The organism is Chryseobacterium sp. PvR013, from assembly GCF_017833095.1.
Lineage (GTDB): Bacteria > Bacteroidota > Bacteroidia > Flavobacteriales > Weeksellaceae > Chryseobacterium > Chryseobacterium culicis_A.
The window spans coordinates 4,840,753-4,853,583 of the sequence record NZ_JAFIBT010000001.1 but is presented as its reverse complement, the minus strand read 5'-3'; the positions used below and the strand labels follow the sequence as shown (position 1 = coordinate 4,853,583).

Here is a 12,831-nt window from a genome sequence, read left to right as displayed (position 1 = left end):
TAAACATTGTTGTGGATTCAACGGATTTTAATTTTAACTGTTTACGATTTTTTAAATGATCACTACACTTTTACATCTCTAAATTCTGAACAAATATTTCATTCTTTACATTTTGTTTTTTACTGGTTATTATTTCTCATTTCTACCAGCTTCGTTAATAATTTTGTTATCCAGTTCCTAACCCTGATCTTTTAATTAACCATTAGTTTGGAATGATATCTTGTACTGTGTACATACAAAATAAAAGGTTGTGTTTTTACCTGAAGCAAAGATGCAGGAAGTAGAATAACGATACAAGTGAATGCTTTATAGATTCATAAATTTATATACCTAAAATCATGAATTTATAAATAATAAAATATTAAAAATCAATTAATTAACCCTGATTCGAAGACATGTTTTCGATTTCTTTCAGATAGATAGAAAGTGGTGTTCCGGTGCGTTTTTTGAAGGCTAAAGTGAAGGCCTGTTCATTATTATATCCTAATTCTTCGGCAATAAAAGGAATTTTATAAGACCTGAATTTTCTGTCATTGGCCAATCTGCTGATGGCATAATCAATACGAAGATCGTTGAGATAAGTAGCAAAGTTTTTTCCTTTGTAAGTATTGATAATTTCCGACAAATATTTCGAGTTTGTTTTTATTTTTTTGGCAAGACTTCCCAATGTAATTCCCTTGTTCAAAAACTGATCATTGTTTTCAAATATTTCAAGTTCTTTTAAAATATTCTGTGCAATATCTTCAGAAATAGTTCTGGATGTCTTGTCCTCAGAATTTTCCGTATTTGTTACCGGAAGAATCTCAGAATGAATTTCGATTGGGGTTTCCGGCTCTGCATTTTTCCCTACCCTATTTTCATTAACGGACTGAATAAGATCCTGAGCAATCTTTTTATAATTTTTCTCAGATTTTTTATATTTAAAATAAACGTTGATAAACAACAGGTGTGATATCAGTAAAAGACTCAGCACAATATAAAACAGACTCTTTCTTTTAGTCAGTTCATTGGTAATACTTTCTTTCTCCTGCTGTAGTTCCGGAGTATCATATCTTCTCGGAAGTTCTCTGGAAATATATCTGAACTGATTATCCAGCACTTGATCCACCTTTAAAAAGCGATCTACATAATACAGCTGTTGTTCTTTATCACTGTTTGCTTTATAATAATCAATCAGATAAGTGTATACATCCCTCAGCTCCGGATAGATATAACTTGTTTTAAGAACCATAGAATCAATCTTCCGGAAAAAATCTACAGCTTTTTCTTTTTCCTGAAGCCCGGCATAGGATTTCCCCAAATATAAAAGGGTATAATTCTGATCTCTTCTATCATTATTATTGGTAAAGAAATATTTTTTACACTCTAATAAACCGTCAATAGCTTTCTGATAATTTTTTGAATGCAGATTATAATATCCTAATAATCCAAGATTCTGATGATAACGGTAAACATCTCTATTTTTCTTGGAATCCTGTAAACCTTCCTGTATCAATGTATAAGCAGAATCCATTTTACTGATCTCGATATAGGCATCTGCCAGATTCAGTTTGAGAGAATTTATCTCATCTTCATTCATATAATCAACATCATAAGCATAGTGCCTCAGGACTTTTGCTGTCTCCTCATGTTTTCCTATATAATTATTCAGATAGGCAATATTGATATGTGCCATGGCAATCTGCCTTTTATTTCCTTTTTCTTTTGCATATTTCAGTCCCAAAATATAATTATTCAATGCAGACTGGAGATTATCATTTCTAAAATAAAGGTTTCCTTTTAAAAGATAAGTTCTTGCCGGATAGGTATTTTCTTTAGAATTTTGTGTAATATGTTGTAAGCTGTCAAGATATTTTAAAGCATTAGGTAAGTTCTCTTCGAAATGAAGCATAACATATCCCTCAGCAATCTGAGTTGTATTTTTTTCAGATTTTGCCTTTTTAAGATAACAATTGGCAATACTTTTACTGTTTCCTTCTCCTATACGGCTTTTATAGAATTCTTTACTCAACTCTTCATAAGTCCGTTTCTCTGGAATATTCTTTTCTATATTATTGGTCTGTGCCTTAAAGAACACATTTCCAATAATCAAAAACAGTAGTAAAGATTTTATTTTCATCATTCATCCTAGCTATATTACAAAAATATTATTTTTCTTCAGTAGATACACTACTCCTTTTGCTTTTTTCCATGTATTCATCCATATTTTCATTAAAATTTAAAATAATAATTCAACAAAAAGTGAATACATATTAAAGATTATACTCATTTCAAATATCATTTCCATTCTACTTTACCTTCCAGATAATATACTTTTCCATTGTTTTCATACAAAAGATCATATCCCTGAGATGTCAGGTAGAAATGACAGACTTTCATCTCGCCGTTTCTGTCTTTAAATTGAATAATAGCAGGACACATTTTCGCGCGGTCCAATCTTTTTACAATCAGATCAAAATTTTTCCGGATATTTTTTTTACCGTAGAGAGATAACATTCTGTCATCAATAAAACGGACATACTTCAAAGAGGAAAGCGGGTAAGTAATTAACGTAAAAGGTTGTCCCGCCAGTTTCGCTGCATTCTCATTAAAAAAGTTTGTGATTGAAATACTATCCTGTGTAATTTTTTTCACCACACTTGATTCATATCTTTTCCCGTCATTAAACTCCATACTATATATAGCTTCCATTTTAATCGCAAATCCTTTCCCTGATTTTCTTAAATCTGTAAGGTCTGTAAATGCTTTTCCTTTTTTGATCACAATCAAAACATTTCCTTCTCCAAAATCACAGTCATAATATTTTTTATAATCAAAAGACTCTTCAATATTGGTCTTCAATGTATCTGTTGCAGTATTTTGTGAAAAAATAAGTACCGGCAACATCAATAAAAATAGGATCAGTTTATCATTTTTCATGGCTGAAGTATTTAATGGTTTAAAATCATTTACTTAATTTTTTGAGATATTGATAGTGGGAAACAACAGCTTTCACAATACTTTTCTCATGGTATGGAAAATTATTCCTGGCAGCTGCTTTTCGGATCGCCGGAGTAATAATGGTATAAACAGTGTGAGGTAAACCGGGAAAAAGATGATGGGCTGCGTGGGAATTGAATCCACCAAAAATCCAGTTAGCTAATCTGCTGGTTGGGTGATAATCCAATGAAACGGCTAACTGATGTTCATAATAATCATATGGCAGATACCCTTTATCATCCGCTTTGGGAAAATCTGTTTCAAGACTCAGGTGAGAAATGATCAGGGTCAGCACAAAAAACAACGAAATTGTCACATGCATGATGATAAAAGATGCAACAATCGTCATCACCGGAATATCAGTAAAAAGCACAGGCAAAATCAACATATAGCTGAAGTAAGCTAATTTCAACAGGATAACTTCAGCCACAGACAGTATAGAATGTCTCTGATTTCTGAGATTGGCCAATTCTTTTTTTCTGACATATATAAAATCTTTGATGACAATCCAATGCAAGGTGTAAAAACAATACAGTATGGTAGCATATAAATGCTGATAGGCGTGGATTCTCCTTTTGGGATGATGTGCAGACAACCGTAAAAAAATATTATCATCAATATCTGCATCACAGCTATCCACATTAGGAAATACATGATGGGATGCAATATGTCTTGTTCTCCACAGTCTTGCATTCACTCCCTGCAGATTAAAGGTGATATAATAAATAATCTGATTCACCTTTTTGTACCTGGAAAATGTGTTGTGTACACAGTCATGAGCACAATTAAAAGCCAATAGTATTCCCGTTAGACCCAGGATAACATAATTCAAAGCTACAGCCCAACTCTTATCTTCCATATAAGGATTAAAAAGATTAGCATATAAAAACAGGAAGCTCAAAGAATAAAACAGAAATTTCACAATCATCAATCTGCCGGCCTTTTTTGTCACTTCGTCCGTAAGCAATACTTTCACCTCTTCACGCAATTCTGAATAAAAGGGAGAGGTTGCCTTTTTAAATCTGATTTTTGGTTTCATAATCATTGTATTAATTATTTAAAAGACGAGATTAATTCCCAAACCATATCGGAATCCTTTAATAGGAAAAGGCTTATAGGTGTTATATTCAAAGTTGTATCCGAATTCTGCACACAAGAAATGGTAGAAGTTGATTCCTGCTTTAGGCGAAACCGCATAAGGTGAAACTCCCACACCTGCATATAAGGCTGATATTTCTACTCCATCTTCAAAGGAAACAACTTTTCTGAAATAATCAAATTCGGGAATGACCAGCAGCCTTCTTTCATCCCACCAGTTAAAATGGCCTCTTAAGCTGTAATAATTCTTATCACCATCAGTAAGTTTTGTTCCTATTGACAGGAATGCCTTATTATCCAGTGAAGTTCCTTCAATTCTGGTGCTGAGAAGAATGACCAGCCATTTTTTCTCTTTGATTTCTTCAAATTGGGCTTTCAGAAAGCCACATAGAAATATTGCGGTGATGACAACGAGCCTTTTCATAACGCCTGATTTGTTTTTTGTTTCTTAAAATTCCAGTTGATAAGAGGGAGTTTTCTCCTTCCGTTTTCATTCCATCCGCCAATCTGTATTCCTCTGAAATCCTTACATTTATTATACAAACCGATCTGTATTCCTCTGCATTTCTGCCCGATATTGGCTAATGGTGCTACAGAAACCCCTTTCATCTCATGATGCAGATTAAAAAATGGAGAAACAGACATGCCGTTGGTTACCGCATAAGTATTCACATTACTCGATATATTGATCTCCAGACCATTGGTGACCGTGGGTTCCATGTTGATCAATGAAAGTTGAAGTCCGTTAATGGTATTCATCTTTTCACAGCGAAGAATTACATAATCATTATTAAGATTCCAATGATCCGGCTGTAAAGTAAAAAGCATTAATGGAGGAAGGAAAATACCCATAACGTTGAATCCCATTCCTAATCCATTTACTTTTTTAGGTTTAAAATGATCTTCTTCATCATAATATTTAAATAGAATTCCGTTGACGTTCTTGACATTCTTTGAAGGTGAAGCTGCAATCAATCTTGGTTTCAAAGAATCTGCTTTTACACTGTCTGATGCATACATCAGGCTACTGAATAAAAGAACTGCTGCTAATAAAATTCGTGTTTTCATAACTCGTTATTTTAAAATTACAGTTCAAAATTATCAGCGAAGGGCTCAGTTCCGAATGTGAAAAAAAATTAAAAAAAATACTACATTTGTGAAAATCACAAAACTATGCACCAGGAAGCTCTCCTCAAGGAAATCCGAAGAAAAATCGGTGAAAAATCTTTAAATGATGAAATTGCCAACATCCTTAATATCAGCTATGATGCAGCTCACAGAAGAACTTCTTTGAAAGCGAAGTTTAGTTTTGAGGAAGCTCTGGAACTAGCCAAATACTATCAGATCTCACTGGATCAGTTTCTGGGAACGGAAAACCAGTTGGTAGTCAAAAGAACACAGCCTGTAAAAACTACCGAAGATCTTCTCAACTACTTCGAGAACTCTTTAAAGATTTTGAATGTTTTTCAGAATATTACCAATTCTAAAGTATTTTATTCAGCAAAAGACATCCCGTTTTTTTATACGATTTCAGATTCAGTGCTGTCCCGTTTCAAATTTTATGTCTGGATGAATCTACTGAATCAGGATAAATTCTTAAGTCCTTTTCACGAATTTAATATGGAGTACCATTCTGTAAAAAATGAAATGCTGAAAGATCTTTATGATAAACAAAATGTAACGGAAATATGGAATGACACCACCATTATGAGTGCATTGAGGCAAATTTCATTTTATTATGAAATGGGATTGTTAAAAAAGAATGATGTGGATCTCATTCTGGAGGATCTGAGAAAATTACTGGAAGGACTCGAAATCAAAACACTGGAAAAAACTAATTTCCAAATATATGTGAATGATTTAGTAATTTTAAACAACAGTATTTTATTCAAAAATGAAGAGCAATGTTCTTTTTTTGTTCCTTTCAGCATGTTCGGATATATGATGACCAATGATAAAATCACCTGTGAAGATTCTCTGAGCTATTTTGAACATCAGATCAAAAACTCAAGATCACTGAATGAATCCGGGAACAGAGAGAGGAAAATGTTTTTTAATAAAATGTATGAACAGATTGACCGATTAAAACAAAATTTATCATGAATACTCTTCGTAACGGCGAATATTTTGGAGAAACCAATCAAATGGTCAATTTAGAAGGATTAACCATCACTGATACGGAATATACACATCCTTACGTAGACTGGCATTATCATGAGAATGCTTACTTTACCTTCCTGCTTCAGGGCAATATGAAGGAAGGAAATAAAAAAGAAACTTACAGCTGTTCTGCCGGAACATTATTGTACCATCATTGGGAAGATCCGCATTACAATAGTAAACCTGATGTTTTTACAAGAGGTTTTCATATCGAGCTCTCCCAAAGCTGGTTTGACCGTTTTGATATTCAAAAAAATAAAGTGGAAGGCAGCATTAATATAAAAAATCCAGCCTTGAAACTATTGGTGTATCAGATGTTCAAAGAAACCAAAACTTACGATATTTCTTTTGAACTGGCCGTTAATCAGCTGTTAGTAAACCTTTTCAGCCAGTTAACCCATCAGAAGGAAAGTTCGGAAAGAAAACCCGTGTGGGTAAGCCAGATTAATGAAATTTTACATGAAAGCTTTACAGAAAACCTCAGTCTCACTGAACTTTCCAATATACTGGACATTCACCCTATTCATCTCAGCAGGGATTTCCACAAATATTTCCACTGTAATCTTGGCGAATACCTAAGAAAATTAAAACTTAATAAATCTCTGGAACTTCTTGCGCTACCTCATACTTTAACAGATGTTGCTCTGGAATGCGGTTTTTCAGACCAGAGTCATTTTATCCGGTGTTTTAAGGAAAACATTGGAATTACCCCTTTGAAATACAGGAATCTTTTGAAAATTCATTGAACCTCTATTTGAAAGTAAGAGGATGTTTCAAACAATTGACCACTAAAGAGATTCTTCCTGCGTCAGAATGACATTTTGAGAGATCATCATTCACGATTTGGATACATCATTCCCCGATTCGGCTACATTTACCCTTCTGTAAGTTTCCATCTTTGTACCATCATTTAAACAAAAAAATATTTACAAATGGAAACAAAAAAAGTATGGTTCGTGACAGGAGCTTCAAAAGGCTTAGGATTCGAGTTGGTAAAAAAATTACTATCCGAGGGATTTCAGGTTGCTGCCACAAGCCGTACCGTTGAATCCCTGATCTCCACTATCGGAGAAACATCAGTAAGCTTCCTTCCACTCAGCGTCAACATTACAGACAATAATGATATAAAATCTGCCATTGAAAAAACGGTTGAACATTTCGGACGAATTGATGTGGTTGTCAACAATGCGGGATATGGACAGATCGGAACGCTGGAAGAACTTACCGATGAAGAAGCAAGAGAAAATTATGCTGTGAATGTTTTCGGAACATTGAATGTGATCAGAAATGCTATGCCTTACCTTCGTGAACAAAGATCAGGAAACATCTTCAATATTTCTTCTGTTGGGGGATATTCTGCTAATTTTCCGGGCTGGGGAATTTACTGTTCTACAAAATTTGCAGTGGCCGGATTTACGGAAGCACTGGCCGAAGAAGTAAAAGATTTTGGAGTTCATGCTACTGTGGTTTATCCCGGATATTTCCGTACCGATTTTTTAACTAAAGATTCTGTAAAAACACCTTCAAATCCTATTCAGGCTTACGAAGCGGCAAGAAATTCTGAACAGGCACACCTCAATGAAATCAACGGAAACCAACCCAATGATCCAGAAAAGGCAGCTGATGTTCTCATCCAGATCAGTAAAGAGAAAAATCCTCCTGTACATTTATTATTGGGTGTAGGAACGATGGAGTTTCTCAATAATAAAATTGATATTTTAAAGAAAGATGCTGAGAAATGGGAAAGTTTGACTGTTTCTACTGCCATTTAATTTGATACTATCCTTCGACTCCGCTCAGGGTGACATTCCTAATACTTGACGTTTCAATTTATACAGATTAATTAAATATAAAGTGTTACAAAAGTCAGTCAGCGCGGAGCCGAAGACTTTTTAAGATCATGCAATACACTTTTTACAAAAACAACTAACTTAGCTCTTATGAAACAACCCGTTCGTTTTAATTCTATATCAGATTTTCATACTTTCTGTGGGCTTCCTAATCCTGAGCATCCGTTGATCAGTGTGATAGATTACAGCAAGGTTCGTTATATCGTTGACAATGAAGAGCTGAAGTGGATTCAGTGTTTTTATTCAATTGGTTTGAAAAAGAATGTCACTCCAAAATTCAATTATGGGCAACAGCAATATGATTTTGATTCAGGAGTGTTGTGTTTTGTTTCGCCACAGCAATATTTAAGTCTTGAAATCAATCCGGATATTGAGGTAGAACCCACAGGATTTTTATTGCTTATTCATCCTGATTTTCTGTGGAATACTTCGTTAACCAGAAAAATAAAATCATATGATTTCTTCAGTTATCAGGTAAAAGAGGCACTTTTCCTTTCTGATAAGGAAGAGAAAATCCTTGTAGAAATTTTTAAAAATATTGAACGCGAATATCAGTCCAATACGGATAAATTTACCCAGGAATTGATTATCGCCCAGATTGAATTATTGCTGGTTTACTCTGACCGTTTTTATGAACGTCAATTTTTCACCAGAAAAAAATCAAGTCATGAATTATTGTACAAATTCGAAGATATCCTTTCTCAATATTTTGAAAACGGAAATCTCCTTGAAAATGGTATTCCATCTGTAAAAACCATTGCCGAACAAATGAATATCTCTCCAAACTATCTGGGAACACTGCTCCGTTTGCATACGCAGCAAAATACACAGCAGCATATTCAGAATAGATTAATTGATTCTGCCAAAGAGCGTTTGAGTACCACAAACTTATCGGTAAGTGAAATTGCTTATGAATTGGGATTTGAACATCCGCAGTCTTTCAGTAAACTCTTTAAACAAAAGACGAATCAGTCTCCTGGAGAATTTAGAAAATTGTTCAATTAGAATAGATCGCAAATAATAAAACAGTAATGTTAATTTCATTCTATTTTACCATGAAGAAGTTTGTTACTTTTGTTTAAATACTTCTAGCAATGAAACCTGTTCTATTATTGATCTTTATTTTTACATTTTATCTTTATCACGGACAAAACAAAAACATAGTCAATCCAGAAAAAATTGAAAATCCGATTCAAAAAAATAATGTTGGTAAGATTGTTTTCGTTAATAAAACTATAGCTCTTGAAAACCTGAAAGATTCGGACTTTCTCACTTCTTCTGTGTTTCAGGAAAACGGAGATCTTGCCATTCATGCTTTCTTTGATAACTCTCTTGTCAACAATCTGCATCAGCTTGAACCCAACTGGACAGCAGAAGAACTTCTCAAAAAAGGAAATTATCAGTTCTCATTTTATGTGGACGGAAAGCTGATTTATACAGAAAATCTCAATACAGGAGCAGGTACAGCAGAAAATAAAAAAGTCAAAACGACATTGCGAATTCCTCTTCTCAGCAGTAAAAATGAAGATTCATGGGGAAGGTATTTATGGATGCGTTTTTATATGGCCCATAATGGAATTGATGCTTTGACACCGGGAAATCACCTCTTAAACATTGAAATACGTCCTTATCTCCATGTTTCCACAATCAAAACAGGACCTGTTATTGCAGAAGGACAAATCAACCTTACTGTTCCAGTTCAAAATATTACGGAGCAGCAAATCGCTATTCAGTCTATTCAATCCAATAGCGGATGGAAGATTTCTCATGAGAAAATCAATACGGAGATCATCAAATCTCTGAACAGGAAAATTGCAGAAAACAGGTTTAAAAATATAACAGGAATTGTCATTATCAAAGAAGGGAAATTACTTCTTGAAGAATATTTCAACGGCTCCGGAAGAGACTCTCTGCAGGACACCCGCTCAGTAGGAAAATCATTTTCTTCGGCATTAACAGGAATTGCGATCAAAGAAGGATATTTAAAAAGTGAAGATCAAAATCTGAAGGAATTTTATAACCTGAATCAGTTTAAAAACAATTCTTCTCAAAAAGAAAATGTTACCCTAAAAAGCTTATTAACCATGAGTTCCGGATTTGATGGAAACGATGAGAATTATGATTCTCCCGGAAATGAAGAAAATATGTATCCGACTGAAAACTGGGTAAAATTTACTCTGGATCTGCCGATGACTGAGAATACGATAGGAAAAAACTGGAGTTATTTCACGGCCGGGGTTGTGTTAACCGGAGATATTTTAGATAAAACAGTTCCACAAGGTCTGAAAAACTATGCAGATAAAAAACTATTTCATCCTCTTGGAATTACGAATTACAAATGGCAGTTTACTCCACAGCAAAAGCCTTCTCTGGCCGGAGGATTACGCATGAGAGCTCTTGATTTTGCAAAATTCGGGCAACTGTATAAAAATAACGGAATCTGGAATGGGAAAACGATTCTGACTCAGGATTGGATTAAGAAATCTTTCACCAATTACTTCACAGATAATCCTGATTTTGAAGGATATGGATATTTATTCTGGAGAAAAGTTTATACAGTAGGAAACAATAATTATGAAGCTTTCCAGTCCAGTGGAAATGGAGGGAACAAAATTATTATTTTTACGAAAATTCCTGTTGTCATCGTGATTACAGCGCAAGCTTACAACAAGCCTTATGCCCATCAGCAATCCGAAAAAATAGTACAGGATTATCTTTTACCCGCATTAAAAATGAGTAATGAATAATCAGTAATGAAAATAGTAATGTGAAAATAGTGAAAGAATAGCTTATTGCTTATTGCTTATTGCTTATTGCTTATTGCTTATTGCTTATTGCTTATTGCTTATTGCTTATTGCTTATTGCAAAACTATTCGTCTTTCTTTGAAGGAATAAGAAAAACATCAATAAGACCTTCAGGAAGTTCCATTTTGATGGTTCTTTCTTCTCTGTCAACTTCAAGAATCCAGTCTTTGATCATAGGAATAACCACTTCTTTTCCATCCAGATTGGTAATGAAATATACCTGTGCTGTCTGATCGTTTACGGATCTGATCACCCCACAATTGCTATCATTTTGATCAAAAATTTCAAATCCGATGATCTCGTGGTAATAGAATTGTTTTCCTGAAAGTTTAGGCAGTGAAGTAAGCGGAAGGTAAACACTTTTACCCAACACCTGATCCACCATAGCCTCAGAAGAGTTTTTGAATGCAAGATTCAGAGCATCCAGTTTGCTCCATGATGATTTTTCAATAAAAAATGGAACCAATAATCCGTTGATTTCAACGAATATTGATTCCAATTTATTGTAAAGCTCGGGTTGATCGGTATCCAATTTAAGGATTACGTTACCCGCAAGTCCATGTCTGCGTGTGATTTTACCTAAAAAATAGCAATCTTCTTTACGCATAACAGGGTTTGTTCTTAAGCTTCAGTGTTTTCTTCAGTTTCAGCAGCAGGAGCTTCTCCTTCTGTAGCTTCAGCAACAACTTCTTCAGCAGGTGCGTTTGCAGCTTCTTCAGCAGCTTTAGCATCAGCTTCAACTTGTGCAGCAGCAGCAATTCTAGCTTCGTTTACTTTTACTTCAGCTTCTAAAGCAGCTTTCTTAGCGTCAGCTTTAGCAGTTGCTAAACCTTCTACTTTACCTTGTACTTTAGAATCTTTAGCTTCTACCCAAGCATTGAATCTTTTTTCAGCTTCAGCTTCGTCAAAAGCACCTTTAGCTACACCACCTTGTAAGTGTTTTTTGTAAAGAGCACCTTTGTAAGATAGAATAGCTCTAGCAGTATCAGTAGGCTGAGCACCGTTGTTTAACCACTGTACAGCAGAATCAACGTTCAATTCGATAGTTGCCGGATTAGTAATTGGGTTGTAAGTTCCTAGTTTTTCGATGAATCTACCATCTCTTCTAGCTCTAGAATCTGCAACCACGATGTGGAAAAAAGGTTTTCCTTTTTTACCGTGTCTTTGTAATCTGATTTTTACTGACATAATGTTTGAATTTTACGGGAACTCGTCCCAGTTAAATATTTAAGAGTGCAAAGATAAACAAAAATTCTAATTTAACAATTAATAAATATAACAATTTATCAATCTAATAGGGAAACAATATTTTGGTCCTTTTTTAAACTGATTGTTACATTGGTAAATTTTCAGATTGTTATATTAAAACCATATTATATTGTTCCCATATAGAAAAGTCCCAGACATTTCTGGTTTTCTTCAATGGTTAAAGAGTTTTTCAACTCCTCTACAATTTTAGGAGAACTCCAGTAGCATCCGATATTATTTGCAGTACAGGTAAGATACATGTTCTGAACTGCCATTGAGGTAGCCGCTATTTCTTCCCACTCAGGAACCATTCCGCTGAAATTGACAACAATGGAAACTACAGCATCAGCTTTATTGATTTTAAAACCAATATCGTTGTATTTTTTCTCTAAGAAAAGCTGTTCTGGTGTAACTGTCTTATAGATCGCCTGCATTTCTGACGCAAGCTGTGCTTTTTCTTCTCCTTTGAATATTTTGAAACGCCAAGGTTTGGTACGTTTGTGATTAGGAGCAAATGTGGCAGCATTTAAAATTTCCTCCAACACTTCCTGAGATATCTCTGTATCAGTATAATCTTTTGGAAAAATACTTCTTCTTTGCTCTATGATTTCTTTTAAAATGGATGCATTATTCATACCTGCAAATTTACAACATGGAATTCAATCTCTTCCATTTAAAATGTTAAGTATT

At 34.4% G+C, this 12,831-nt stretch carries 13 protein-coding genes; 5 read left to right on the top strand and 8 right to left on the bottom strand.

Annotated features, from left to right (window positions below; translation table 11 throughout):
• Positions 1-376: 376 nt before the first annotated feature.
• The 5 genes from JOE44_RS22120 to JOE44_RS22100 all read right to left on the bottom strand — a co-directional run bounded on the left by JOE44_RS22120 (position 377) and on the right by JOE44_RS22100 (position 5,145).
• Entirely contained in the window at positions 377-2,122 is a 1,746-nt protein-coding gene (locus JOE44_RS22120) for a helix-turn-helix domain-containing protein (protein ID WP_209787621.1), read from the bottom strand.
• A gap of 155 nt (positions 2,123-2,277) precedes the next feature.
• On the bottom strand, positions 2,278-2,919 hold the full coding sequence (locus JOE44_RS22115) for a hypothetical protein (RefSeq protein WP_209787618.1): 642 nt from the start codon (positions 2,917-2,919) through the stop codon (positions 2,278-2,280).
• A 25-nt stretch (positions 2,920-2,944) separates the two neighbouring features.
• Positions 2,945-4,018 (bottom strand): fatty acid desaturase, encoded by a 1,074-nt coding sequence (locus JOE44_RS22110; protein WP_209787616.1) that lies wholly within the window; start codon positions 4,016-4,018, stop codon positions 2,945-2,947.
• An 18-nt stretch (positions 4,019-4,036) separates the two neighbouring features.
• On the bottom strand, positions 4,037-4,501 hold the full coding sequence (locus JOE44_RS22105; protein ID WP_209787613.1) for a hypothetical protein: 465 nt from the start codon (positions 4,499-4,501) through the stop codon (positions 4,037-4,039).
• Positions 4,498-5,145, bottom strand: coding sequence for a hypothetical protein (locus tag JOE44_RS22100; protein WP_209787599.1), 648 nt, complete (start codon positions 5,143-5,145; stop codon positions 4,498-4,500). The genes JOE44_RS22105 and JOE44_RS22100 overlap by 4 nt, the downstream gene beginning before the upstream one ends.
• A gap of 105 nt (positions 5,146-5,250) precedes the next feature.
• Between JOE44_RS22100 and JOE44_RS22095 the strand changes: the two genes are divergently transcribed.
• From JOE44_RS22095 to JOE44_RS22075, 5 genes are all read left to right on the top strand, one after another.
• Positions 5,251-6,180 carry a helix-turn-helix domain-containing protein gene (locus JOE44_RS22095; RefSeq protein ID WP_209787596.1) on the top strand — a complete coding sequence of 310 codons (930 nt, stop codon included), beginning with the start codon at positions 5,251-5,253 and terminating at the stop codon, positions 6,178-6,180.
• Positions 6,177-6,983: a helix-turn-helix domain-containing protein gene (locus JOE44_RS22090; RefSeq protein WP_209787593.1), complete on the top strand. Its 807-nt coding sequence runs from the start codon at positions 6,177-6,179 to the stop codon at positions 6,981-6,983. Before JOE44_RS22095 ends, JOE44_RS22090 begins: the two co-directional genes overlap by 4 nt.
• 186 nt (positions 6,984-7,169) lie before the next feature.
• Positions 7,170-8,009, top strand: a complete 840-nt coding sequence (locus JOE44_RS22085; RefSeq protein ID WP_209787590.1) for an SDR family oxidoreductase — start codon at positions 7,170-7,172, stop codon at positions 8,007-8,009.
• Positions 8,010-8,177: 168 nt separating this feature from the next.
• Positions 8,178-9,092, top strand: a complete 915-nt coding sequence (locus tag JOE44_RS22080; protein WP_209787585.1) for a response regulator transcription factor — start codon at positions 8,178-8,180, stop codon at positions 9,090-9,092.
• 89 nt (positions 9,093-9,181) lie between these two features.
• Complete coding sequence (locus JOE44_RS22075; RefSeq protein WP_209787582.1) at positions 9,182-10,834, top strand: serine hydrolase; 1,653 nt, start codon at positions 9,182-9,184, stop codon at positions 10,832-10,834.
• Between the two features lie 123 nt (positions 10,835-10,957).
• Here the strand turns inward: JOE44_RS22075 and rimM are convergent, their stop codons facing one another.
• The 3 genes from rimM to JOE44_RS22060 all read right to left on the bottom strand — a co-directional run bounded on the left by rimM (position 10,958) and on the right by JOE44_RS22060 (position 12,776).
• On the bottom strand, positions 10,958-11,500 hold the full coding sequence (rimM, locus tag JOE44_RS22070) for a ribosome maturation factor RimM (protein ID WP_209787579.1): 543 nt from the start codon (positions 11,498-11,500) through the stop codon (positions 10,958-10,960).
• 14 nt (positions 11,501-11,514) lie between these two features.
• Positions 11,515-12,081, bottom strand: coding sequence for a 30S ribosomal protein S16 (locus JOE44_RS22065; protein ID WP_209787576.1), 567 nt, complete (start codon positions 12,079-12,081; stop codon positions 11,515-11,517).
• 185 nt (positions 12,082-12,266) lie between these two features.
• Entirely contained in the window at positions 12,267-12,776 is a 510-nt protein-coding gene (locus tag JOE44_RS22060; RefSeq protein ID WP_209787573.1) for a nitroreductase, read from the bottom strand.
• Between the last annotated feature and the right edge of the window lie 55 nt (positions 12,777-12,831).